25 protein-coding genes are annotated in these 21,686 nt (G+C 52.3%); 8 read left to right on the top strand and 17 right to left on the bottom strand.

What is annotated here, in order from left to right:
- Nucleotides 1-29: 29 nt before the first annotated feature.
- Entirely contained in the window at nt 30-1,184 is a 1,155-nt protein-coding gene (gene ompC, locus U0026_RS08945) for a porin OmpC (RefSeq protein ID WP_062778137.1), read from the bottom strand.
- Nucleotides 1,185-1,909: 725 nt separating this feature from the next.
- On the opposite strand from ompC, the gene drpB reads away from it, so the two are divergent.
- Genes drpB through U0026_RS08965 form a run of 4 tightly spaced genes read left to right on the top strand, consistent with a single transcriptional unit; the run spans nt 1,910 to nt 4,883 of the window.
- Complete coding sequence (drpB, locus tag U0026_RS08950; RefSeq protein WP_062778138.1) at nt 1,910-2,191, top strand: cell division protein DrpB; 282 nt, start codon at nt 1,910-1,912, stop codon at nt 2,189-2,191.
- A gap of 44 nt (nt 2,192-2,235) precedes the next feature.
- Nucleotides 2,236-2,946: a phosphohydrolase gene (locus tag U0026_RS08955; protein ID WP_062778140.1), complete on the top strand. Its 711-nt coding sequence runs from the start codon at nt 2,236-2,238 to the stop codon at nt 2,944-2,946.
- Between the two features lie 40 nt (nt 2,947-2,986).
- Nucleotides 2,987-4,408 carry a DNA cytosine methyltransferase gene (locus U0026_RS08960; RefSeq protein ID WP_062778240.1) on the top strand — a complete coding sequence of 474 codons (1,422 nt, stop codon included), beginning with the start codon at nt 2,987-2,989 and terminating at the stop codon, nt 4,406-4,408.
- Nucleotides 4,389-4,883, top strand: coding sequence for a very short patch repair endonuclease (locus U0026_RS08965; protein WP_062778141.1), 495 nt, complete (start codon nt 4,389-4,391; stop codon nt 4,881-4,883). The genes U0026_RS08960 and U0026_RS08965 overlap by 20 nt, the downstream gene beginning before the upstream one ends.
- On the opposite strand, the gene yedA is transcribed toward U0026_RS08965, so the two are convergent.
- Nucleotides 4,858-5,769 (bottom strand): drug/metabolite exporter YedA, encoded by a 912-nt coding sequence (gene yedA / locus U0026_RS08970; protein WP_062778143.1) that lies wholly within the window; start codon nt 5,767-5,769, stop codon nt 4,858-4,860. The two genes, U0026_RS08965 and yedA, sit on opposite strands and share 26 nt — an antisense overlap.
- Nucleotides 5,770-5,945: 176 nt before the next feature.
- Between yedA and U0026_RS08975 the strand changes: the two genes are divergently transcribed.
- The 3 genes from U0026_RS08975 to dgcQ all read left to right on the top strand — a co-directional run bounded on the left by U0026_RS08975 (nt 5,946) and on the right by dgcQ (nt 8,995).
- On the top strand, nt 5,946-6,857 hold the full coding sequence (locus U0026_RS08975) for a DUF808 family protein (RefSeq protein WP_062778145.1): 912 nt from the start codon (nt 5,946-5,948) through the stop codon (nt 6,855-6,857).
- A gap of 78 nt (nt 6,858-6,935) precedes the next feature.
- Entirely contained in the window at nt 6,936-7,118 is a 183-nt protein-coding gene (locus U0026_RS08980) for a YodC family protein (protein WP_062778147.1), read from the top strand.
- 158 nt (nt 7,119-7,276) lie between these two features.
- The gene (gene dgcQ / locus U0026_RS08985) at nt 7,277-8,995 is read left to right on the top strand and encodes a cellulose biosynthesis regulator diguanylate cyclase DgcQ (RefSeq protein ID WP_156484217.1); all 1,719 of its coding nucleotides are present in this window, start codon (nt 7,277-7,279) and stop codon (nt 8,993-8,995) included.
- Between the two features lie 317 nt (nt 8,996-9,312).
- Here the strand turns inward: dgcQ and U0026_RS08990 are convergent, their stop codons facing one another.
- A complete protein-coding gene (locus U0026_RS08990; RefSeq protein WP_228552188.1) occupies nt 9,313-9,519 on the bottom strand; it encodes a YodD family protein in 207 nt (68 codons plus the stop codon).
- A 173-nt stretch (nt 9,520-9,692) separates the two neighbouring features.
- Between U0026_RS08990 and dsrB the strand changes: the two genes are divergently transcribed.
- Complete coding sequence (gene dsrB / locus U0026_RS08995; protein WP_062778149.1) at nt 9,693-9,881, top strand: protein DsrB; 189 nt, start codon at nt 9,693-9,695, stop codon at nt 9,879-9,881.
- Between the two features lie 51 nt (nt 9,882-9,932).
- Here the strand turns inward: dsrB and rcsA are convergent, their stop codons facing one another.
- From rcsA to fliF, 14 genes are all read right to left on the bottom strand, one after another.
- Nucleotides 9,933-10,556, bottom strand: coding sequence for a transcriptional regulator RcsA (gene rcsA / locus U0026_RS09000; protein ID WP_062778151.1), 624 nt, complete (start codon nt 10,554-10,556; stop codon nt 9,933-9,935).
- Nucleotides 10,557-10,832: 276 nt separating this feature from the next.
- Complete coding sequence (gene fliR / locus U0026_RS09005; protein WP_062778152.1) at nt 10,833-11,627, bottom strand: flagellar biosynthetic protein FliR; 795 nt, start codon at nt 11,625-11,627, stop codon at nt 10,833-10,835.
- A gap of 6 nt (nt 11,628-11,633) precedes the next feature.
- Nucleotides 11,634-11,903, bottom strand: a complete 270-nt coding sequence (fliQ, locus tag U0026_RS09010; protein WP_062778154.1) for a flagellar biosynthesis protein FliQ — start codon at nt 11,901-11,903, stop codon at nt 11,634-11,636.
- A 9-nt stretch (nt 11,904-11,912) separates the two neighbouring features.
- Entirely contained in the window at nt 11,913-12,650 is a 738-nt protein-coding gene (fliP, locus tag U0026_RS09015; RefSeq protein ID WP_062778156.1) for a flagellar type III secretion system pore protein FliP, read from the bottom strand.
- The gene (gene fliO / locus U0026_RS09020; protein WP_062778246.1) at nt 12,650-13,006 is read right to left on the bottom strand and encodes a flagellar biosynthetic protein FliO; all 357 of its coding nucleotides are present in this window, start codon (nt 13,004-13,006) and stop codon (nt 12,650-12,652) included. Before fliO ends, fliP begins: the two co-directional genes overlap by 1 nt.
- A gap of 76 nt (nt 13,007-13,082) precedes the next feature.
- On the bottom strand, nt 13,083-13,499 hold the full coding sequence (fliN, locus tag U0026_RS09025; protein ID WP_062778157.1) for a flagellar motor switch protein FliN: 417 nt from the start codon (nt 13,497-13,499) through the stop codon (nt 13,083-13,085).
- Entirely contained in the window at nt 13,496-14,500 is a 1,005-nt protein-coding gene (gene fliM / locus U0026_RS09030) for a flagellar motor switch protein FliM (protein ID WP_062778159.1), read from the bottom strand. Before fliM ends, fliN begins: the two co-directional genes overlap by 4 nt.
- Nucleotides 14,501-14,504: 4 nt before the next feature.
- Nucleotides 14,505-14,972 carry a flagellar basal body-associated protein FliL gene (gene fliL, locus U0026_RS09035; protein ID WP_062778160.1) on the bottom strand — a complete coding sequence of 156 codons (468 nt, stop codon included), beginning with the start codon at nt 14,970-14,972 and terminating at the stop codon, nt 14,505-14,507.
- Between the two features lie 100 nt (nt 14,973-15,072).
- Nucleotides 15,073-16,278, bottom strand: coding sequence for a flagellar hook-length control protein FliK (locus U0026_RS09040; protein ID WP_062778162.1), 1,206 nt, complete (start codon nt 16,276-16,278; stop codon nt 15,073-15,075).
- Nucleotides 16,275-16,718 (bottom strand): flagellar export protein FliJ, encoded by a 444-nt coding sequence (gene fliJ, locus U0026_RS09045; RefSeq protein WP_062778164.1) that lies wholly within the window; start codon nt 16,716-16,718, stop codon nt 16,275-16,277. The genes U0026_RS09040 and fliJ overlap by 4 nt, the downstream gene beginning before the upstream one ends.
- 21 nt (nt 16,719-16,739) lie before the next feature.
- Nucleotides 16,740-18,110 carry a flagellar protein export ATPase FliI gene (gene fliI, locus U0026_RS09050; protein WP_062778165.1) on the bottom strand — a complete coding sequence of 457 codons (1,371 nt, stop codon included), beginning with the start codon at nt 18,108-18,110 and terminating at the stop codon, nt 16,740-16,742.
- Entirely contained in the window at nt 18,110-18,808 is a 699-nt protein-coding gene (fliH, locus tag U0026_RS09055; protein ID WP_062778167.1) for a flagellar assembly protein FliH, read from the bottom strand. The genes fliI and fliH overlap by 1 nt, the downstream gene beginning before the upstream one ends.
- Nucleotides 18,801-19,796: a flagellar motor switch protein FliG gene (gene fliG / locus U0026_RS09060; RefSeq protein ID WP_062778169.1), complete on the bottom strand. Its 996-nt coding sequence runs from the start codon at nt 19,794-19,796 to the stop codon at nt 18,801-18,803. The genes fliH and fliG overlap by 8 nt, the downstream gene beginning before the upstream one ends.
- Entirely contained in the window at nt 19,789-21,471 is a 1,683-nt protein-coding gene (gene fliF / locus U0026_RS09065; RefSeq protein WP_062778171.1) for a flagellar basal-body MS-ring/collar protein FliF, read from the bottom strand. Before fliF ends, fliG begins: the two co-directional genes overlap by 8 nt.
- Nucleotides 21,472-21,686 lie beyond the last annotated feature (215 nt).

The following is a 21,686-nucleotide window of genomic DNA, read 5'->3' on the forward strand; positions in this document are numbered from 1 at the left end:
ATTTCGCGGGCTTTGTCTATAAGGCAGGGTTAGAACTGATAAACCAGGCCGATAGCAACGATATCATCGGTTGCAATTTGATTGTCGTTATAGAACTGCGCGTCGTCGTCCAGCAGGTTCAGGCGATAATCAATGTAGGTGGACATGTTGGTATTGAATTCGTAAGTGGCACCGATATCAATGTAATTCACCAGCGCTTTATCGGTATACCCGGTACCATAGCGACCGTTATTATCCCCCAGATCTTTACCTTTTGAGTAGACCCATGCGAGTGATGGGGTCAGGCCAAAGTCGAGTTTATACTGCGCAACCGCTTCAAAGTTCTGCGTTTTATTGGCAATACCGGCATCGTTACCATAGCGGGTCATGTTGCGCGTTTCTGCATACATCATTGCCAGATAGATGCTGTTAGCATCATATTTTGCGCCAACCGTCCAGGCATCAGCCGTGTCGCCGCCAGCATATTTGCTGTAGCGATTATTGTTGCCACCTTTCTGAACCTGTTCGTTACTACGGTCAGAAGTGGAGTAGGCTGCACCTAAGCTCAGACCAAAGTCGAGATCATAAGTGGTGGACATCGCAAAACCGTCGCCATTCTTTTTAGACAGTTTATTTCCCGCGCCATTGTTCGTGCCTTCGCCTGAACTACCGTCTTCGTTTTTACCCTGATATTGCAGAGCAAAATTCAGACCGTCGACCTCGCCGAAGAAATCGCTGTTACGATAGCTGGCGATGCCGTTGGCACGACCGGTGAAGAAGACGTCGGTTTGCGTATAGCTGTCGCCGCCGAACTCTGGCAGCATATCGGTCCAGGCTTCAATATCGTAGATGGCACCATAGTTACGGCCATAATCAAACGAACCCAGGTTGCCAAATTTTACCCCAGCATAACCCAGACGAGTCCATGCGTTTCCGCTGTCACTTTCCGGCGTGTTAGCCTGGATGTTATATTCCCAACGTCCATAACCGACCAGATCCTGGTTGATCTGCGTTTCGCCTTTGAAGCCGAAACGGGCATAGGACTGATCGCCGTCATTGCTGCCAGTTTGCGAGAAATAGTGTAACCCGACGACTTTGCCGTAGAGGTCAAGTTTATTACCGTCTTTGTTGTAAACTTCTGCTGCATTTGCTGCGCCAGCCATGAATAAGGCAGGCATTAAAAGTGCCAGAGCTTTCATTTTCATTATAATTTCCTTTGCATGATAATGCGTGTGAATATATGAGATGCATCCGTATCTCAGTTTTGGATGTTATATGGATGGTTCAATTTTCCTTAAATTATAAATGTAACAAACTTATATTAGATATTTCTAAATGTTTTATTTATAAAGTTTAAGTTATGATTCTCGTCTTCGGGCAAGCGTGCTGTGAATATCTTATTGAAATTCAATGCTTTTAATGTGAGTTATATGCGGGGGATATAATGAGTAATACATGCCTTAAAGGTAAAAAAATCCCGATCGTACTGGCATACAATCGGGAAGGTCATAAAATTAAAAATTCTTAATGCATAACAAAAGGCTAATAACGGAGAGATAATGCCACAGGAATAAATTAAAATAAAGGTCTTGAAAAAGACTTTAATTATTCACGAAGTAAATTAAATGTTTTTTACTCGCGAGTATAAATAATGGGTTTATGGGGCAATCATTATTAATGAAATGCCAATGATACTTAAATAAAAGGGAGGGGGTATATATAGTGCTGTTTTAGGTACGGTCTGGATGCCGAGCCCATCGGGCATCAGACAAAATTGCCGAAGATCAAGTAACCGGCACTTCGTGGGCTGAACCGGTAGCGGGAGACTATCCCACATTATTTTTATCGCTATAATGTGACGAAAGTCACACCATTTTTTTGGCGTGATGGTTTCGCTGTTTGTATTCGTTGTGTGATGAGAGTTTTTTTTATGGAAGAAAGGATTGAGCGCGGGCTGGGTGGCAAACTGGCACTGTGGGTATTTTACGCGTTTTGCGGTTACTTCGCCTGGGCGATGATGCACTACATTTGGGTCATTAGCGACGTGCAAAGTATCCCGGGTGCAACGATTGATGGTGAAATGGGGTCGACTAGCGGGAAATGGATTGGCGCGCTGCTTGGCTTCATTGTGCTGAGTATTGTCGGCGCATTGTTGGGGGGGATTGCATGGTACACCAGCCCACGCATGCCGGAGCATGAAGAGAGTCTGTAATTTGCTATGCTGAGGGTCGGTTAACTCACTCGGGCATTGAAGAAATGGATCTCAGCATCTGGCAGCAGGACATTGAGCTGTGGTTTGACAGACATTACAACGGCGGCGATGCGTCACATGATATCGCTCATTTCCGCCGCGTCTGGCATACCGCGCGGCGGATAGCCGAGGGCCAGGCGGTCGATTTACGCGTTATCCTCATAGCAAGCTACTTTCACGATCTGGTCAGTCTGCCGAAAAACCACCCCGACCGCAGCCGTTCCTCCTGTTTATCCGCCCAGCAGACATTATTGATTTTGCCTCGCGATTTTCCGTCCTTTCCCCCTGAATGCTACTCTGCGGTCGCACACGCGATTGAAGCTCACAGCTTTAGTGCGCAAATCCCTCCTCAAACGCTCGAAGCCAAAATTGTGCAGGACGCGGACAGACTCGAAGCGTTGGGCGCTATTGGCCTGGCGCGCGTCTTTGCGGTCGCGGGTGCGCTCAATACCGCCTTGTTTGATGCCGACGATCCGTTTGCCGATTGCCGCGCACTGGATGATAAAGCCTATGCCCTCGATCACTTCCAAACCAAACTGCTACGGTTAGCGGAAACCATGCAGACGGCAAAAGGACGTGAGATGGCACAATATAACGCTGATTTTCTGGTGCATTTTATGGCCAAACTGAGCGCGGAACTGGCAGGAGAGCCCACCTCGCTAGATGAATCCGTGCGCCAGCGATTCGCAACACTTGCGCCGGGCAAACTATGGTAATCTCTGGCTTATTTTTCTTTTTCTGTATCTGGTCAACTTTATGCAACAGCGAGTCTTAATAAACGAGGCAACGGTGAAACCTGCGCAGGATGCTCAGGCGCTGCTCCAGCATATTCTGGAGATTTACGATCTTAAGACCGTTGTCGCCGCGCTCGATGCGGTGGGGGAACAACACTGGAGCCCGGCGATTGTCAAACGCGTGGTGGCAATGTCTCGCGCCAATACTCGGTTAAGTGAAAATGAGTGTGCCCATTTGGCTGCGATGCTGCCAAAACCGCCTGCGCATCATCCGAATTACGCCTTCCGTTTTATCGATCTCTTTGCCGGTATCGGCGGCATACGTAATGGTTTTGAAGCGATTGGCGGACAGTGTGTTTTCACCAGTGAGTGGAATAAACACGCGGTACGAACCTATAAAGCTAACTGGTACTGCGACCCGCAGGCACATCAATTTAATGCCGACATTCGCGATGTGACCCTCAGCAATAACCCCGACATCAGTGACAGCGAGGCGCAGGCGCATATTCGTGACTGTATTCCGCAACATGATGTGCTGTTAGCTGGTTTTCCTTGTCAGCCATTCTCACTGGCTGGCGTGTCGAAAAAAAATGCACTGGGTCGTGCGCATGGCTTTGCTTGTGACACCCAGGGCACACTGTTTTTCGACGTGGTACGCATTATTGATGCGCGCAGACCGGCAATCTTCGTGCTGGAAAACGTTAAAAACCTGAAAAGCCATGACAATGGCAAAACCTTCCGCATCATTATGCAGACTCTGGATGAACTAGGTTATGAAGTGGCCGATGCGGCAGCCATGGGCGCTGATGATCCAAAGATCATCGACGGGCAACACTTCCTGCCACAGCATCGGGAACGCATTGTGCTGGTCGGTTTTCGCCGTGATTTAGGGCTGCATAACGGATTTACCCTGCGCGATATTCCCGCGTTGTACCCTGAGTGTCGCCCAAGTTTTGGCGAATTGCTGGAGCCTACGGTGAATCCGAAATTTATTCTGACGCCTGTGTTGTGGAAATATCTGTATCGCTACGCGCGTAAACATCAGGAAAAAGGCAATGGTTTTGGCTATGGGATGGTTGATCCTACCCGTGCTGGCAGCGTGGCGCGGACATTGTCGGCGCGTTATTACAAGGATGGCGCAGAAATCCTGATTGACCGTGGTTGGGATCGTGCTTTGGGGGAGAAGAACTTTGACGACCCGCAAAATCAGCTTCATCGACCGCGTCGCCTGACGCCGCGTGAATGTGCCCGCCTGATGGGTTTTGAATCTCCGCAGGGCTACCAATTCCGCATTCCGGTGTCTGATACGCAGGCGTATCGCCAGTTTGGCAATTCGGTCATTGTCCCGGTGTTTGCGGCGGTAGCACGTTTGCTGGAATCGCGGATTTTACAGTCTGTAGCCTTACGCCAGGCGGAGAAAAAAGATGGCGGACGTTCACGATAAGGCGACTCGCAGCAAGAATATGCGCGCTATTGGCGCGCAGAATACCGGGATTGAAAAACGAATGGCGACGCTGCTGGATAGTCTGGAATTACAGTGGATAACGCAAGATGCTAGCCTGCCGGGTCGACCTGATTTTACGTTGGGTGAATACCGCTGTGTCATTTTTACGCATGGCTGCTTTTGGCATCATCACGATTGCTATCTGTTCAAGACTCCCGCCACACGCACCGAATTCTGGCTTAATAAAATCAACAGCAATGTGAGACGGGATGCCCGTGATATGCAGCGGTTGACCGAGGAAGGCTGGCGCGTGCTGGTGGTGTGGGAATGTGCGCTACGTGGGCGGGCTAAGCTCACCGATGCGGCGCTTTGCGAGCGGTTGGAAGAGTGGGTCTGCGGCGGCGATGGCAGCGCGCAGATCGGGATTCAGGGGATCGCTCCCCTGAGCTTCACTTCTGAGTTGGACACGCTATAGCCGTTGCCTTGGCGGGAAACAGATACTTACCCAGCGTCACCAATACCACCGCCGCAATAATAATCACCAGCGCCAGCCATTCAGTGCCGGACAGACTTTCACCATTAAACTGGGTGCCTAGCAGTACCGCAACTACCGGGTTGACGTAGGCATAGCTGGTTGCCACCGCAGGCGTGACGTTGCGAATAAGATACATATAGGCGTTAATCGCAATGATTGAGCCAAAGATTGACAGGTAAGCCACCGCCAGAAAACCACTCAGATCCGGCATGGTTGTCAGTCGTTCACCGCTGAGTAGCGAGGCAATCATCAGTACTATTCCCGCTGCCAACATTTCAACTGCACCGGCCATCATCCCGGTTGGCAGCGTAATGCGAGAGCCGTAAACCGAACCAAATGCCCAGCTTAGCGAACCAATAAGGATCATGACCGCTCCCCACGGATTCCCGCTGAGGTTGCCGCCACTGTTAAGCATGACGATTCCCGCCAACCCAATAGCAATCCCCATCCATTCGATTTTACGCGTGGCAATACCGAAGAAACGGCTAAAACACAGGGTAAATAGCGGTACGGTGGCGACCATCACCGCGGCAATACCGGAAGGAACATGCTGATGCTCCGCGACCGTGACCATGCCGTTTCCCACCGCCAGCAGCAGCACACCAATAAGTGCGGCATTGAGCAGAGGCTTTCTGGCGGGTAAGCGGTGGCCGGTTGCCAGCAAATAGGCCATCAATACCAGACCCGCTGCGAGGAAACGTATGCCTGCCATCATCAGTGGTGGCCAGCTAGCCACGCCAATGCTGATGGCGAAATAGGTTGAACCCCAGATGATATACAGCGCAAACAGTGCGCCAATCAACGGTAAAAGGTGTTTAAAACGCATACTTCCTCACGGCAAAATAGCAAGCAGGCAGATAGTAAACGCCAAAACTACCTCGCTGGCGAGTGCTTTAATTCAGGGCTTGATGTTGCTTTGATGTTATAAATATGTATCTCTTACACCTTGTGCTTTTTTGCTTCATACTTTGTTATCAATAGAAAAAATGAAGGATGATTCTTGTGGCAGGAAGTAGCTTATTAACCTTATTAGATGATATCGCCACTTTGCTGGATGATATCTCGATGATGGGCAAACTGGCGGCGAAGAAAACGGCCGGTGTATTAGGTGATGACTTATCGCTTAACGCCCAACAAGTATCGGGTGTGCGGGCAAATCGAGAACTTCCCGTGGTGTGGAGCGTGGCCAAAGGGTCGATGTTCAACAAAGTGATCCTGGTGCCATTAGCTTTGCTTATCAGCGCCTTTATTCCCTGGGCCGTCACTCCGTTGTTGATGGTGGGGGGGGCATATCTTTGCTATGAGGGCGTGGAGAAGGTCGTGCATTCGCTTCATGCGCGAAAGCATAAAGGTGATGATAAGGCACGACAACAGCGCCTGGAGGCAGCTGCCCAGCAGGATCCCGCCGTTTATGAGCGCGATAAAGTAAAAGGAGCGGTACGCACTGACTTTATTTTATCTGCTGAAATAGTGGCCATTACGCTTGGGATCGTCGCAGACGCCCCTTTGTTGAATCAGGTGCTGATTTTATCCGGCATTGCCGTGCTGGTGACGGTTGGGGTTTATGGCATTGTGGCGATTATCGTTAAGCTTGATGACATGGGGTATTGGCTGGTCGAAAAACGCAACGCGTTAGCCCAAGGGGTAGGCAAAGGTCTATTGGTAATCGCACCGTGGCTGATGAAAGTTCTCTCGGTGGTGGGTACGCTGGCGATGTTTTTAGTCGGTGGCGGTATCGTGGTTCACGGTATCGGGCCGTTGCATCATGCGATTGAAACCTTCGCTACTCAGCACGGCGCGTGGGTTACGATGTTGCTGCCTACGTTCGCCAATCTAGTGCTTGGTTTTATTATCGGCGCTATCGTCCTGACTGTGGTCAATTTGATTTCCCGTCTACGCCAGGCCCGTGTATAAAAAAATGTTTTTCCAGTACGCAAACCGCTCTGGGATCGGCTAAGGTGAAACAGTTTCACCCTGATACCGGAGGCACAAATGGTCTTTTTGGTCAGTGATGAAGTTCGGCCCAAAAAAGGTGGGCCGCGCATGGTGGTAACGGGCTATTCCAGCGGGATGATTGAGTGCCGCTGGTATGATGGGTTCGGCGTTAAGCGGGAGGCATTCCGCGAAGATGAGCTGATCCCCGGGAATGTTCGTAAGCAAAAAAAAGCGTATTAATCATGTTTACGCCCGGCCTCTGCCGGGCGTTTTAGAGCTGACAGAAATCAGACTCTTTGTCGTCGCGTGAAGCAGTGGAGCACCATGAAATATCAGCAGAAGAGTTGTACAGGAACCGACGATCGTGTCGCGTTGGGCCGTAAAGTGAGGGAGGCATTGTGCATCCCTTAACGGTAAAAACGGTAGCCAGTTCTGAACGTTGGTGGGTGAAGTTGGCTCGCCGAATTCGGCCGGAACGGGTGGTGAATATCTGTTTTTTGGTGGTGCTGTTTTTTTCAACGGTGCTAACCTGGCGCGAAACCCTCGTGCTGGAAGAAGCCTACATTTCGAGTCAGCGGAATAACCTCAAAAACGTTGCCAATGATATGGAAGGGCAGATCCAGTTCAACACCGATCGTTTGCTTTTCTTCCGTAACGGTATGCAGTCTGCGCTACAAATCCCGCTGGCTTTTGAGATTCTGCGTACCGCAGAGCAAGAGTTTGAGCGCAAACGTGCCCAGCCTGAATGGCAGATCTCGCTTAATAATAATCGTACTCTCCCGCTAAACGGCGTTTCTGATACGTTCGTGGAAAATACCGCGCTTCTGTCGCGTGATAACTCGCTGCTCGGCAATGAGTTTATGGCGACGATTGAACTTGGCTATTTATTGAAACTCTCGTCCATGACTCGCCAGCATCTTTCCCGGTTTGAAACTCATATGATTTACGTTTCCCGTGCAGGATTTTATCTCAGCACCGAGGGCGAGCCGAACAGTACGATTACAGAATATTATTACAAGCAGGCAAGCAGCCCATGGTTTATGGCGCAATCACAGCGTGATAATCCAGCGCGCGGCGTGAAATGGCAGACCGTCTTTAGCCAGGGTAAAAATCCTGTGGCACAGGAAGTGGTCGCTGCTGCACCGCTGGACTTTCAGCAATATTGGTATGGCGTGCTGGCCATCCAACTGTCGGTTAATGAGATGACCCAGTTTCTTATCCAGGCGGTTGAAGGTGACGAGGAGGGTGAATATCAGCTCTACGATCGGCGTATGAATCTGATTGCCTCTTCAGAGAAAGAGCCATCACAGCAGACAAAACTGTCGCCGGAGATAAGTGCGAAGCTGGCTTACGCTTATGAACATGGCAACGATGGTAATGTGCGCGCGCTGTCGCAGTTTATCAGTTGGGAGAAGCTGCGTAATTTCGACGGTGTACTGATACGCATTCATAGTCTTGATGAAGGTATTCGGGGCGATTTTGGTAGCATCAGTATAGCGTTGACGCTGTTGTGGGTACTGTTCACCTCCATGCTGCTCATTTCGTGGGCGGTCATTCGGCGTATGGTTCGCAATATGTCCTCGCTGCAGGATTCTTTAGCGTGGCGTGCCTGGCACGACATGTTGACCCGTCTTTATAATCGTTCAGCCTTATTTGAAGGTGCGGGGAAGGCGCTGGCGGCCTGTCAACTTAATGGGCGGCCGATGTCTGTTATTCAGCTGGATCTCGACCATTTTAAAAGCATCAACGATAGGTTCGGGCATCAGGCGGGTGACCGGGTGCTAGTGCATATTGGTCGGGTGATCCTTAATAACGTTCGTAAGCACGATATTGCCGGGCGTGTGGGCGGGGAGGAGTTCTGTATTGTCCTGCCGGAAACGTCGATGGAACAGGCGGTGAAGATTGCTGAGCGAATCCGCGAGAGTATTTATGGTCGGGAAATTCTGATTGGCAAAAATCAGACCATCCGGGTGAGTGCTTCCTTAGGTGTGTGCAGCAGCGAAGAGCTCGTGCGTTATGATTTTGAGCACCTGCAATCCGTAGCTGATGGGCGCTTATACCATGCGAAAAAGAGCGGTAGAAACCAGGTTTGTGCGCACGATGTAGAAAATCAGTAGAGGGTAAATGACGCGACCTGACTTAGCATATAAGTTTCACTTATGGTTAAAATTATTAATGAGATAAATCTCAAAGATAGTCTGGCGATTTTCTGATTATTGGTTTGTAACTATATGATTTATAAGAATCATGCTGAAGAGTGGTCGAACGAGAGTTGTTTTGCCTTACTGATTCATCGGGTGAATAATTCTTGTCATCCGAATTAAACGCAGATACTGTTTCACCCACGTCAGATTTCCTGATGTAACGAATATTTCAATGCTTCTTGCCTCGGCAAGGTTGATCCCGACGCTTACGTGTCGGGATTTTTTTGCATCTAACGGCTGACTTCTGTGACGCTAAAATCATGGATATCGAGCTCGAAGGCCTCCGCCAGCTCTCGCCAGGTATGGTACTCGCGACCATCAACACTCACATGATGTGGGTCGTCCGTCGCGCGCTGAATTTCACTTTCGCTAATTTCATTGATGGCAGCCAGTAGCGCATCAACGTTTACCCCTTGCGGGCCAATCGACGTTTTCATCATCATCACCTTTTATCCCACTCCCGGTTTAAGTATACATCCTCAAAATGATATTGTTCATTTTTTGAGCAATTAAGGGCGAGTGATGGAATATCATGCAGTTACGCCCATGGGCGCTGTCAGCCGGTGATTTTTGTTCTACACTGGGCTAAACCAATCAGGAGATGACGTTTATGCAAGTTAACGATCGTGTGTCGGTGAAGACAGATGGGGGGCCGCGTCGCTCCGGTGTCGTTTTGGCGATAGAACAGTTTAGCGAAGGGACGATGTATCTGGTGGCGCTTGAAGATTATCCGCTGGGGATCTGGTTCTTTAATGAACTTGGTCATCCGGATGGGATCTTCGTTGAACAAAGCGAATGATGTTAGACATCTGGCGGTAGACATACCGCCAGGTTCCCTGTCTCCATCGTCCTAACGCATATTCACAAAGATGCCGGAAGTGACGTTCTCTGCCAGGCGAACAACATGATAGATAACCTGCTTGTTATGCGTTTTTATTTTCTTTTTAATATTACCCTTATGTGACGATACGGTTTTAGCTTTAATATTCATCTGATCTGAAATCTGAATCGTCCCCTGACCGGACATCCACATTTTCAGCATACTTGATTCCGTTCGACTTAATGACAAAGTAGGCATATCAGTTTGCTTTACTTCCGTCGTTTCTTTTTTCAGATAATTCCCCAGAATGCTATCTAATGTTTCTGGTTTTATTGATTTAGAACTAATTAACAGATTACTCCGAACCATCAAATATTCATCGAAATGAATATTGGCGATTGCCATAAAAACAATGAACAGCGTTCTGGGATGCTGATTAATGATCTGCTTGATATCCAGACTACTCTGCACATCGTGAATGAAGCAGTCCTCATTAATAAACACGACAGAGGGAAGGCGGTTGGCACAGCTTTCCGCAAGCCCGTCTACGCTATCAACATTGTCGATGTCTCGCTTCTTGACGCCCCGGCTGGCTAGATATCCCGTTAACCCTAGCCGCGTGTAACTGCATAGATCCATAATAATCGTTGACATGGCATACCCTCACTCGATGCGTAACGATAATTAACCCATTACCCTTGAACTTCATCGTTGTAAAAAAAAGCTAAATAGAAAAATAGGAAATGAAGATGATTAGGCGGCATCAACTATCCCGTAAAGTTACGTATAATTTGCCAGGAATCATCTTAAAGTAAAGTAAATGTTGTGTTATGTGAATAACCTAAAAACAAATAACCCGCACCAGCGATATGCTGGTAGATGTTTTTGGAATTCTATTTTAGGAATTTCCTCATAATAACCCGGGAGGTACTATGGAGAATTTATGCGTGGCAACTCACTGATAATATCTGCTAATAGATCAAATATCTCACTAAATAAATGCTCGCAGAAAGGTGCAATCAGTGGCATTAATGCTGCCATCAGTAGAATACCGACGGTGAGGGTAATAGGGAAACCAATCACGAATATCGATAGCTGCGGCGTCATGCGATTAAGCATACCCAGCGCCAGGTTAACGGTCAGCAATAAGGTGATGATGGGCAGGGCGAGCATCAAGCCGTTAAGGAAGATCATCCCTCCGGCACGCGTGAGCGCCAAAAACGCGTTACTGTTGATAGGCTCGCCACCAATAGGCAAGGTGTGAAAGGTGTCAACCAGCAGTGAAATCAGCCAAAGGTGGCCGTTAAAGACCAGGAATAGCAGCAGCGCCAGCATATCCATGATTCGCGCCAGTACTGGCATGTTGAGGTTGCTACCGGGGTCCACAAAAGTGGCGAACGACAATCCCATTTGCAGGCCGATAATCTCGCCGCTGGTTCGCACCGCGGCAAAGGCGAACTGCATTGTAAAACCCAGCGCAATACCGATCAGAATTTGTTGAAGTGCCAACCAAAGAGCGTTTGCCGAAAATAATGGAACCTCAACCACGGGCAGCGAGGGGGCAATCACAATGGTGATGAGCACACCCAACCCGAGTTTCACTCGCTTCGGTACCGACTTTTCGCTGAGGATGGGAGCGGTAGTAATCAGCGCCAGCACGCGTAGTAGCGGCCAGAAGTAGAGGCTTATCCAGGCGATCCACTGGTCGCTGGTCACGTGCATCATGGCGGCTTAACCGATGATATAGGGAAGGTTGCTGAACAGCGTACGCACGTAGTCCAACAGCAGATTCAGCATCCACGGTCCTGCCACAATAATGGCAATAAATACGGCAATAATTTTCGGGATAAATGACAGCGTCATTTCGTTAATCTGCGTGGCGGCCTGCAGAATACTGATAATCAGACCGGTCACCAGCGATACCAACAGCAACGGGGCGGCAAGTGCCAGCGCGACTTTCATCGCTTCGGTGCCCATCATCATGACGGATTCAGGGGTCATGGGTACTCCTTAACTGTAGAAGCTTTGCGCCAGCGAACCGACCAGCAACTGCCAACCGTCTACCAACACAAACAGCATTAACTTGAACGGCAGGGCAATCGTCGCGGGCGGCACCATCATCATCCCTAGCGCCATCAATACGCTAGCAATCACCAGGTCGATAATCAGGAACGGAATAAAAATGGTGAAGCCAATCTGGAAAGCGGTTTTCAGCTCACTGGTGACGTAAGCGGGAAGCAGAATACGCATGGGTACGGCTTCCGGCCCCTGAATCGGTGCGCTGTTAGCCAGCCGGGCAAAGAGCGCCAGGTCAGCTTCGCGGGTCTGGCGCAGCATAAATTCGCGCAGCGGCTGGGAGCCTTTGTCCAGCGCTTCCTGCATGGTGATTTTGTCTTCGCTGAACGGCTGATAGGCGTCGGTATAAATCTTATCGATAACCGGCGACATAATAAAAAAGGTGAGGAACAGCGCCAGTCCGAGCATGACCTGATTGGGCGGCGCGGATGGTGTGCCGAGTGCGCTACGCAGCAGGCCAAATACAATAATGATGCGGGTAAAGCTGGTCATCATCAGCAGAATTGCCGGGATAAACGTCAATGAAGTGATAAACACCAGCGTCTGAACCGGCAAAGACCAGCTTTGACCACCATTGGCCAGCGGCTGGCTGATTAAGCCAGGAAGTTCAGCAAATGCTGAAGGCGAGAGCATTAATAGCCCGCCCAGGGCAAGGGAATAGAGACGACGCATTAGGATCTCCCCGGGCGCTTAAGCATATTTTTCATCAGTGATGCAAATTCCGGTACGGCGGCCGGTAACGGCTTAGAATCAACGGGTGCCGGAGGTAAGGTATGCAGCAAAGTGACCTGCTGTGCGGTGACGCCCAATACCAGCCGGGCATCGTCTACGTTCACAATCACCACCCGCTCACGATTGCCCAGTGACGTGCTGGCGCTGACCGCTAGCCCATTAACCGGGCGGTTTTTCATCGCGCCCGGCATCACCCGTTTTACCACCCACGCGGCAGCAAGAATCAGCACAATAATGCCCAACAGCGCACCGCTAACCTGAATCAGCGGCGAAGTTGCTGGTTCATTGGCATGCATGACGTTGGCCGGCGCAGTGGTATGCGCCGATGCGGTAGAAGAGGTCGGATGCGTTAAGCTGGGCTGTGATTTCATTTTAACGACTCAGGCGGCGCATACGTTCAGATGGCGTAATGATGTCGGTAATACGCACACCGTATTTATCGGCGACGACTACCACTTCACCCTGAGCAATCAGATAACCGTTGATCAGAATATCAAGCGGTTCACCGGCCAGACCGTCCAGCGCCACCACTGAACCTTGCGTCAGGCGCAGCAGTTCTTTGATGGTCATTCGGGTACGTCCTAGCTCCACGGTCAGTTTGACCGGGATATCCATAATCAAGTCGATATCCTGCAATGTCCCGCTGACGTCACCGCCGCCCAGTTGCTGGAATACCGCTTCGGCGGCACTCTTGCTACTGCTGGTTGTTTGTTGCTCGTTTAGCGCTTCAGCCCACAGATCGTCCACGGATCCGCTGTTGTCATCGGGTGGAGTATTCATATCACTCATTTGGGCTGTTCCTCGTTCAGCGAATTCAATATCGGGTTGATCAAATGTTCTACGCGCAGCGCATACTGGCCGTTGACGGTACCGTACTGACTGGTCAGCACAGGTACGCCATCGACGTGAGCAATAATGCGATCGGGCTTGTCAATCGGCAGGACATCACCGGGTTTTAATTTCAGTATTTGGGATAAGCGCAGCGAAATATCGGCAAAGTTGGCCACCAGTTCCAGCTCCGAGTGCTGCACCTGGCGCACCAGATTCTCCCGCCAGTTCTGATCTTCATTGCGTGAGTTTTCCAGCGGTGGATTAACCAGCAGCTCGCGCAGCGGTTCAATCATGCTAAACGGCAGACAGATATTGAATTCGCCGGTCAGGTTACCGATTTCTACATGGAACGGCGTGTTGACCACGATATCGTTTGGCGAGGTGGTGATATTGGTGAATTTCACCTGCATTTCCGAACGCACGTACTCTACTTCCAGCGGATTAATCGCTTTCCATGCGTCGCTATAACCTTCCAGCGCCAGCTTCAACATCCGGTTAATCACGCGCTGCTCGGTGTGGGTAAACTCGCGTCCTTCGACCTTCGTCGGAAAACGACCGTCGCCCCCGAACAGGTTGTCCACGGCAATAAACACCAGGCTTGGCGAGAACACCACCAGACCGGTACCGCGCAGCGGTTTCAGGTGAATCAGGTTGAGGTTGGTCGGCACCGGTAGATTGCGGGCAAACTCGTGATAAGGCTGAATGCGAATCGCCCCCACGGTAATGTCCGGGCTACGGCGCAACAGGTTAAACAACCCCATACGGAAGTGGCGCGCAAAACGCTCGTTAATAATCTCCAGCGCTTGTAAACGCTCGCGGACAACCCGGCGCTGGGTATTAGGATCGTAGGGACGAATATCATCTTCGCCCACCGCTCGTGCCAGAGGCTCGCTGGCGTTTTCGCTGTCGCCGTTAAGCAGCGCATCAATTTCGGCCTGAGAAAGAATACTGTCGCCCATAGCGCTATCGCAGAATAAAGGCGGTATACAGAACGTCGGTGATGTCCTGTTTAGGCTGACTGGCAATCAGCGGGGTGCTCAACGTTGCTTTAATATCGGCAGCGAGCTGTTTTTTACCCTCGTCGGTGGCGAGTTTAGCGGCATCCTGACGTGATAACAGCAGCAGCATCCGGCTACGAACTTCTGGCAGGTAATCGTTCAGACGCGCGCGATCGGCTTCACTTTTCATTCGCAGCGTCACGCCAACGTAGAGCACGCGGTCGGCATCGCCCAGATTCACGGTAAAGGTGTCGAGCGGGAAAAAGACCGGGGCGGCAGGTGGTGGCGCTTCTTTCGGTGCGGCAGCGGCAGTCTTATTCTCAAATCGCCAATAGCTGTAGCCTGCGGTGGCGCAGGCGGCGAGCGTTACCAGAACCAGAAGCGGGATCCACAGGGAGCGTTTGCTCTTTTTAGTGATTGCGGTGTCAGTCATTTGATGCGGTCTTCCTGTTAGAGCTTATCAGATGATTATCCCGCCTCCCGCTCGGGTCAAAGCGCGGAAAAGACGGGAATAATCATGTTACCTCGGGCGTTTAAGCAAAGATGTCTACCGCATTGTCACCACGAGCGGCGGATTGCAGGGTGACAGGGACTGGCAAAATATCGCCATCGTCATGGTCTTCGGCGTGGCTCACATCAGCGCGCGAAGCGAATGACTGTTGCGACGACTGCTGCTGTTGCCCGGCAAAACCGTTACTGCTGATGTTGCTTTGCCCCAGTTGAATCCCGCTCTCTTCAAGCTGGCTACGCAGAACCGGCAGCGCGGCTTCCAGCGCCGCACGGACATGGCTATGCGGTGAAGCCATCTGGATCTGCGCTAAGTTATCCTCAACTTTCAAGGTGATGTGAACCTGGCCTAGTGATTCTGGATGCAGACGCAGTTCAGCCGTTTGCTGGCCCTGACGGGTAAACAGCGTGACATGCTGGCTAACATTCTGCTGCCAGTCGGGCGTGCCTAGCTGTGCATGAATATTGGCGGTGGCCGCGGCGACGGAAGTTCCCGCTGGGGTGATGAACTGGCTGGCAACGGGGGCAAGTGTTGCCGTTGGTGCCGCAGGGCTTGGTGTGCTTTCAGTGTCTGCTTTCTGCGCGTTAACCGCAAAAGCCGGAACCACCGCTGCGGCACGAGCGTCGGTTTGCGCGGCTGAAATTGGCGCGCCTTTGCTCTCCGCTAATCCATCTGCTTTACCGTTGCTACGGTTAAGCGAAGCGGTCAGCGTATTGAGTGCTTCGCCTGATTGTGCAACTGTAGCAGCAACCGTGGTCTGCGGTACGGGCTGTGCCGCAGGCATCACCGGGAGCATTGCCATCAATGCACTCAGGCTTTTCATCTCATCATCGCTGAGCTTCGCTTCACCGTCGTCATCTTTAGCGTCTTTTACGCTGCCGTTTTCTTTGCTTGCCGCCAGTTCACTTTTCAGGTGAGCGGCCAGTGAGCTCAGTAGCGTCTGGGCATCGTCAGGCGTAACGGTATTCAGGGCGGAGTCACTTGTTGTGCGCGTTGCCTCTTGCGACACCAGCCACTCGGTCAGCGATTGTCCCGGGGTTTTGATGTCACGCGGTGTTGCGGTGTCTTCACTGGCTACCAGCTTTGTTTTGACGTCGCTAAGCTCGACACCTTGCGATAAGGTTTCCGCCAGCAACGCCAGAAAATCCTCAGGGCTGCCAGCGGCTTTTGTCGTGCTGTCGGCGCCAGCAAGTTGGGTGTCGCTGACAACCAGGTTTGGCAGTGTGATCATTCGGGTTTCCTCAAGGTAGCGCGCTGGGCAAACTCATCCATTTTCTTTTGATCGAGGCGGTTTTCCGCCAACAATTCGGCTGACGCCTGTCTTTCCTGGAGCGCCTGCCATGCTTGCAGACGCTGCTTTTTCTCTCGCCAGAAGGTCAGGGCCTGCTCCACTTTTTTATTCCACTGGATGAGCTGTTGGCGGTGCTGGTCAATGGCCTTCTCCAGCGTCTGGATAAACTGCTGATAGTTCTGCCAGCGAAGGCTGGCAATCCCCTGACTCATGTCGTTGTTCAGGTTGTTCTGGTATTCAAGCTGGTAGTCCATCAACATTTTCAGCTGTTCTTCCGCTTGCTGGCAGCCACGCCGCATCTCGCCCAGCGCCAGGGCGGCGTTGTCGACATCGGTTTCTGCCAGTTCTTTCAGCGTTGCTAATGCACCGTGCTGCGCCATGTTTATGATCCTCTTGCTTCACTAAGACGTTGGGAAAATCAATTCCAGATGCTGAATTGACGATTCCCAGTCAGCTTTTTCAAGAATGCCTTGCTGTAAAAATGCTTCCAGCTGTGGCCAGAGCGTAATGGCTTTGTCGAGCATCGGGTCGCTGCCTTTGGCATAGGCGCCGACGCTAATCAGGTCACGGTTACGCTGGAAACTGGAGAGCAGCTGTTTGAAATGACGCACCCGCGCGTAATGTTCTTCCGTGATAAGTGCGGTCATGGCACGGCTGATTGAGGCTTCAATATCAATCGCCGGATAATGCCCGGCTTCCGCCAGCCGTCGTGACAGCACAATGTGACCATCAAGGATCGCACGCGCGGAGTCGGCAATCGGGTCCTGCTGGTCATCACCTTCGGTCAGTACGGTATAAAAAGCCGTAATGGAGCCGCCGCCGGTGATGCCGTTACCGGCGCGTTCAACCAGGGCGGGCAGCTTGGCGAATACCGACGGTGGGTAGCCTTTGGTCGCTGGGGGTTCGCCAATGGCCAGCGCGATTTCACGCTGCGCCATGGCATAACGGGTGAGGGAGTCCATAATCAGCAGCACGTGCTGACCCCGGTCGCGGAAATCTTCCGCCACGCGTGTGGCATACGCGGCACCCTGCATACGCAGTAAAGGTGACACGTCGGCGGGGGCGGCAATCACCACCGAACGCGCGCGCCCTTCGGTACCAAGGATGTTCTCGATAAAATCTTTCACTTCGCGGCCACGCTCGCCGATAAGCCCGACCACAATCACATCGGCGCGGGTATAACGCGCCATCATGCCGAGCAGCACGCTCTTACCGACGCCGGAACCGGCAAACAGCCCCATACGTTGACCGCGCCCAACGGTAAGCAAGGCATTGATAGGACGCACGCCGGTATCGAGCACGTGTTCAATCGGCGTTCGTTGCAGCGGGTTAAACGGTTGAGTGATCAGCGCCCCGGTCTCTGTCGTATCCGGCGCGGGAAGGCCATCGAGCGGCTTGCCGCCACCGTCCAGCACGCGGCCGAGCAGCGCTGGGCCGAGCGGTAATTGTTTGCCGCTTTGCAGACCTTCACCGGCAAGATTACGGGCGTAAACGCGCGCACCGGGTAAGATCCCTTCGACCTCTTCCAGCGGCATTAAAAACAGACGGTGACCGTTAAAACCGACCACTTCGCTTTCTACTTCCTGCATTTCTGCACCCTGCTGGCGTTCAATAATGCAGGTTGCTCCCAGCGGAAGTTGCAGGCCGGTGGCTTCCAGCACCAGACCAGTCGCGCGGATCAGGCGACCGTAACGACGCACCGCAGGAAGTTGTGCGATGCGCGCCTCAAAGTTATCCAGCGTATTTAACCAGCGGGTCAGACGGACGGTCATCAGCAGGCTCCCGGAGCCGCCAGGCGGCACAGTTCCTGCCAGCGAGTGGCAACACTGGCATCAAGGTCGCCTTCATCAGCGGAGACTTTACAGCCGCCAGGATGCAAAGTCGGGTCGCCGCGCAGCCGCCAGCCGTGCAGGTCGAGAGTCGCGCCGAGCATTTCTTCAACCCGTGGCAGATCTTCCGGGCTCACGCGCAGCTGAGGTTTGCCGGTAAACATCGGCTCCTGCTGTAATAGTGTCTGGATCTGTTTGATCAGCGCGCTGTTATCTACCCCAGTAACCTGACCGACAATTTGCCGCGCTGCTTCCAGCGCCATCTGCACTAAGCGTGACGCGATGACGCTGTCCAGCGTATCCAGCGTATGCTGGAATTCACTCGCCAACTGCTGCATACGAGCATGAATGGGTGCTTGCTCTTGCTTCGCTTGCGCCAAGCCTTGTTCAAGCCCTTGCGCCAGGCCTTCCTGATAACCCTGTTGTTGCCCAGCAGCGTGACCTTCACGCAGCCCGGCTTGATAGCCCTGTTCGTGGGCCTGAATTTGCAACTGTGCCAGCTGTTGTTGTTGCAGCTGTTCAGCGGAAATTTCTTCGGCCATTTCGTCGAGTGGGTCGACGGCGATCGGGGCGAACTCGGGCACGGATGGCGGTGCGAGATCGTCAGGCTGCCAGACTTTCCACGGTGTGGTATCAGACATAGGTGTCGTCTCCGCTGCCAATCACCATCTCGCCGGTTTCGGCCAGTCGGCGCACAATAAGCAGAATCGCTTTCTGTTCGTTTTCCACCTGAGACAGACGCACCGGGCCACGGTTGGCCAGATCGTCTCTGAGAATGTCGGCTGCACGTTGGGACATATTGCGCAGGAACTTCTCGCGAAGCGGTGGCTCGGAACCTTTGAGTGCGATAAGCAGCGATTCGGAGTCCACTTCCTGCAACAGACGCTGGATACTGCGATCGTCGACTTCGACCAGGTTCTCGAACAGGAACATCTCGTCGATAATTTTCTGTGCCAGATCGCCATCGAACTCGCGAACGGCTGAGATAACCGCTTCTTCCTGCTGTGTTTTCATCAGGTTGATGATTTCGGCCGCCGTTCTCACGCCGCCCATTTTGCTGCGCTTGAGGTTCTGACCGTCGAGCAGGTTGTTCAGCACTTCGGTCAGCTCCGCCAGTGCGGCTGGCTGTACACCGCCGAAGGTGGCGATACGCAGCATCACATCGTGACGCAGACGTTCATCGAACAGCGCCAGAATATCGGCCGCCTGACCCCGTTTAAGGTGCACAAGGATGGTGGCGATAATCTGCGGATGCTCGTCGCGAATGATATCGGCCGCGCTCTGCGGTTCCATAAAGTTGAGTGTTTCGATACCGCTGGTGGTTTCGCGGGTTTCGAGAATATCTTCCAGTAGGCTGGAAGCACGTTCTTCACCCAACGCTTTGACCAACACTGAACGCAGGTATTCGTTGGCGTTGACGCTCAGCGCCGCGAACTGTTCGGCCTCAATTTCAAACTCAGCCAGTACATCGGTGAGCTGTTTATTGGAGATTTGCTTCACGCCTGCCATGGCGGTACTGAGCTGCTGGACTTCGCGCGTGCTGAGGTGCTTGAACACCTCGGCGGCGCGATCTTCGCCAATCGTCATCAGCAAAATGACGCTTTTATCGATCCCGGAAAGATTACTCATGGTCGTTATTCATCCATTGGCGAATGACCAGCGCCACCACGCGCGGATCGTTATCAGACATCTCACGAATACGTTGGCTCATTACCTCAGCACCCAGGCGCTGGTTGGCACGGCGCTGCTGCGTCTGCTCATCTTTGCTCAGGCGAACCTCAACGGCTTCCTGAATTTCATGTTGTGCTTTGTTCTGCTCAACGGCGGCCTGTGCAATTTGCTCACGACGTTGTAGCTGCGGTTTAACCGCTTTACGCCACAGCAGCCATGCCACGATAAGCACCAGCAACCAGCGTCCGGTGGACATCAACTGATCGATAAAGGTCTGTTGTTTCCAGAACGGCAGTTCGCCACCGGTTTCTTCGGTATCGTTAAATGGTGAATTGACCACGTTCAGGGTATCGCCACGGGGGGTGGAGAAGCCCATTGCTTCGCGGGTCAAATCCTCAATTTGCTTCATCTGATCGTTGGTCAACGGCAGCGGTTTGCCGGTCGGCAGATTGCGGTAATTGACCACGACGGCCACCGAAAGACGCTGGACATCGCCGACGTTCTTTTTGGTGTGCATGATGGTGCGGTCAACTTCAAAGTTGCTGGTTTCACTGCGCTGGCTGTTATGAGGGCCATTGGTGGTTGTGGTGCGCGATGCACCGTTCTGCGCATTCTGACCATTGGCGGCCTGGTTTGCAGGTTGGTTGGCAATCGGGGCCGATGGTGCGGGAGCCGGGGTATTAGACAGGGCGCCCGGAACGCCGCCCGGATACGGGCTGCCGCTTTGATCGCTCTCGCTCACCTGACGTGAGCGAACCGCCGCCTGGCTGGCGTCGCCGTTTGGCCGGTACTGTTCGTCGGTTTGTTCTTTGTTGTCAAAGTTAACCTGTGCGGTGACCTGCGCGTGAACGTTGCCGTTGCCGACAATCGGCCCAAGAATCGCTTCAATGCGGCGTTGTACGCGGCCTTCAACATCGGCGGTATATTTGAGCTGTGCGTCATTGAGGTCGCGCGCGCTGGTGTTGGATTGGGTCAGTAAATGCCCGCCCTGATCGACGAGCGTAACGTTACCCGGTGGCAGACCGGCAACGGCGCTGGAGACCAGGTGAACGACCGCAGAGATTTGCCCTTCATCGAGCGCACGGCCCGGTTCGAGGTTAACGGTAATCGAGGCGGAAGGGGATTTTTGCTCGCGCACGAACAGCGACGGTTTTGGCATCGCTAAATGCACGCGCGCGCTCTTCACCGGGCCGAGGGTTTCAATGGTGCGCGACAGTTCGCCTTCAAGCGCACGCTGGTAATTCACCTGCTCGCTAAACTGGCTGATGCCAAATTTTTCCTGATCGAGCAGTTCAAACCCGACGCTGCCGCCTTTTGGCAGACCCAGCTGTGCCAGACGCAGGCGCAGTTCATGCACTTTATCCGCCGGAACTTCCAGCGCGCCGCCGTTATCGGCAAAACGATAGGGGACATTCATCTGGGTCAGTTGGCTAACGATAGCGCCGCCATCCTGGTCAGACAGGTTGCTAAACAGCGTGCGGTAGTCCGGGGCTTTTGCCCACAGCACCATCGCCACGAGAATCGCTACCGCAGCAGCGCTCGCCACCATCAGCGGAATTTTTGGATTAGCGCGCAGGCGATTGACCCATTCCTGGGTTTTATTTTGTGGTGTAGCCGTAGCACTGGCGCTCATTGCGCACCTCGTTGATCCTGATCAATGGCGTTAAACGTGAACGAAAACAAAGCAGACTCCCAGGTCAGAACACATAAAGACAGCCATGCCATTATTTGACGCTTTGCAATTTTTGATGGGCCAAATAACCCATTTTTATAGCGCTATTTAACGCCTTTATCTTATTGACAAACTGGTAAGCTCGTTCACAGGTTAAAATCAATCTGGGAGTCAAG

The organism is Kluyvera intermedia (assembly GCF_034424175.1).
GTDB lineage: Bacteria > Pseudomonadota > Gammaproteobacteria > Enterobacterales > Enterobacteriaceae > Kluyvera > Kluyvera intermedia.

What these genes read in the sequence shown, in the direction of transcription:
- ompC (WP_062778137.1), bottom strand. Translation starts at nt 1,184, where the DNA reads ATGAAAATGAAAGCTCTGGCACTTTTAATGCCTGCCTTATTCATGGCT.
- drpB (WP_062778138.1), top strand. Translation starts at nt 1,910, where the DNA reads ATGGAAGAAAGGATTGAGCGCGGGCTGGGTGGCAAACTGGCACTGTGG.
- U0026_RS08955 (WP_062778140.1), top strand. Translation starts at nt 2,236, where the DNA reads ATGGATCTCAGCATCTGGCAGCAGGACATTGAGCTGTGGTTTGACAGA.
- U0026_RS08960 (WP_062778240.1), top strand. Translation starts at nt 2,987, where the DNA reads ATGCAACAGCGAGTCTTAATAAACGAGGCAACGGTGAAACCTGCGCAG.
- U0026_RS08965 (WP_062778141.1), top strand. Translation starts at nt 4,389, where the DNA reads ATGGCGGACGTTCACGATAAGGCGACTCGCAGCAAGAATATGCGCGCT.
- yedA (WP_062778143.1), bottom strand. Translation starts at nt 5,769, where the DNA reads ATGCGTTTTAAACACCTTTTACCGTTGATTGGCGCACTGTTTGCGCTG.
- U0026_RS08980 (WP_062778147.1), top strand. Translation starts at nt 6,936, where the DNA reads ATGGTCTTTTTGGTCAGTGATGAAGTTCGGCCCAAAAAAGGTGGGCCG.
- U0026_RS08990 (WP_228552188.1), bottom strand. Translation starts at nt 9,519, where the DNA reads ATGAAAACGTCGATTGGCCCGCAAGGGGTAAACGTTGATGCGCTACTG.
- dsrB (WP_062778149.1), top strand. Translation starts at nt 9,693, where the DNA reads ATGCAAGTTAACGATCGTGTGTCGGTGAAGACAGATGGGGGGCCGCGT.
- rcsA (WP_062778151.1), bottom strand. Translation starts at nt 10,556, where the DNA reads ATGTCAACGATTATTATGGATCTATGCAGTTACACGCGGCTAGGGTTA.
- fliR (WP_062778152.1), bottom strand. Translation starts at nt 11,627, where the DNA reads ATGATGCACGTGACCAGCGACCAGTGGATCGCCTGGATAAGCCTCTAC.
- fliQ (WP_062778154.1), bottom strand. Translation starts at nt 11,903, where the DNA reads ATGACCCCTGAATCCGTCATGATGATGGGCACCGAAGCGATGAAAGTC.
- fliP (WP_062778156.1), bottom strand. Translation starts at nt 12,650, where the DNA reads ATGCGTCGTCTCTATTCCCTTGCCCTGGGCGGGCTATTAATGCTCTCG.
- fliO (WP_062778246.1), bottom strand. Translation starts at nt 13,006, where the DNA reads ATGCATGCCAATGAACCAGCAACTTCGCCGCTGATTCAGGTTAGCGGT.
- fliN (WP_062778157.1), bottom strand. Translation starts at nt 13,499, where the DNA reads ATGAGTGATATGAATACTCCACCCGATGACAACAGCGGATCCGTGGAC.
- fliM (WP_062778159.1), bottom strand. Translation starts at nt 14,500, where the DNA reads ATGGGCGACAGTATTCTTTCTCAGGCCGAAATTGATGCGCTGCTTAAC.
- fliL (WP_062778160.1), bottom strand. Translation starts at nt 14,972, where the DNA reads ATGACTGACACCGCAATCACTAAAAAGAGCAAACGCTCCCTGTGGATC.
- U0026_RS09040 (WP_062778162.1), bottom strand. Translation starts at nt 16,278, where the DNA reads ATGATCACACTGCCAAACCTGGTTGTCAGCGACACCCAACTTGCTGGC.
- fliJ (WP_062778164.1), bottom strand. Translation starts at nt 16,718, where the DNA reads ATGGCGCAGCACGGTGCATTAGCAACGCTGAAAGAACTGGCAGAAACC.
- fliI (WP_062778165.1), bottom strand. Translation starts at nt 18,110, where the DNA reads ATGACCGTCCGTCTGACCCGCTGGTTAAATACGCTGGATAACTTTGAG.
- fliH (WP_062778167.1), bottom strand. Translation starts at nt 18,808, where the DNA reads ATGTCTGATACCACACCGTGGAAAGTCTGGCAGCCTGACGATCTCGCA.
- fliG (WP_062778169.1), bottom strand. Translation starts at nt 19,796, where the DNA reads ATGAGTAATCTTTCCGGGATCGATAAAAGCGTCATTTTGCTGATGACG.
- fliF (WP_062778171.1), bottom strand. Translation starts at nt 21,471, where the DNA reads ATGAGCGCCAGTGCTACGGCTACACCACAAAATAAAACCCAGGAATGG.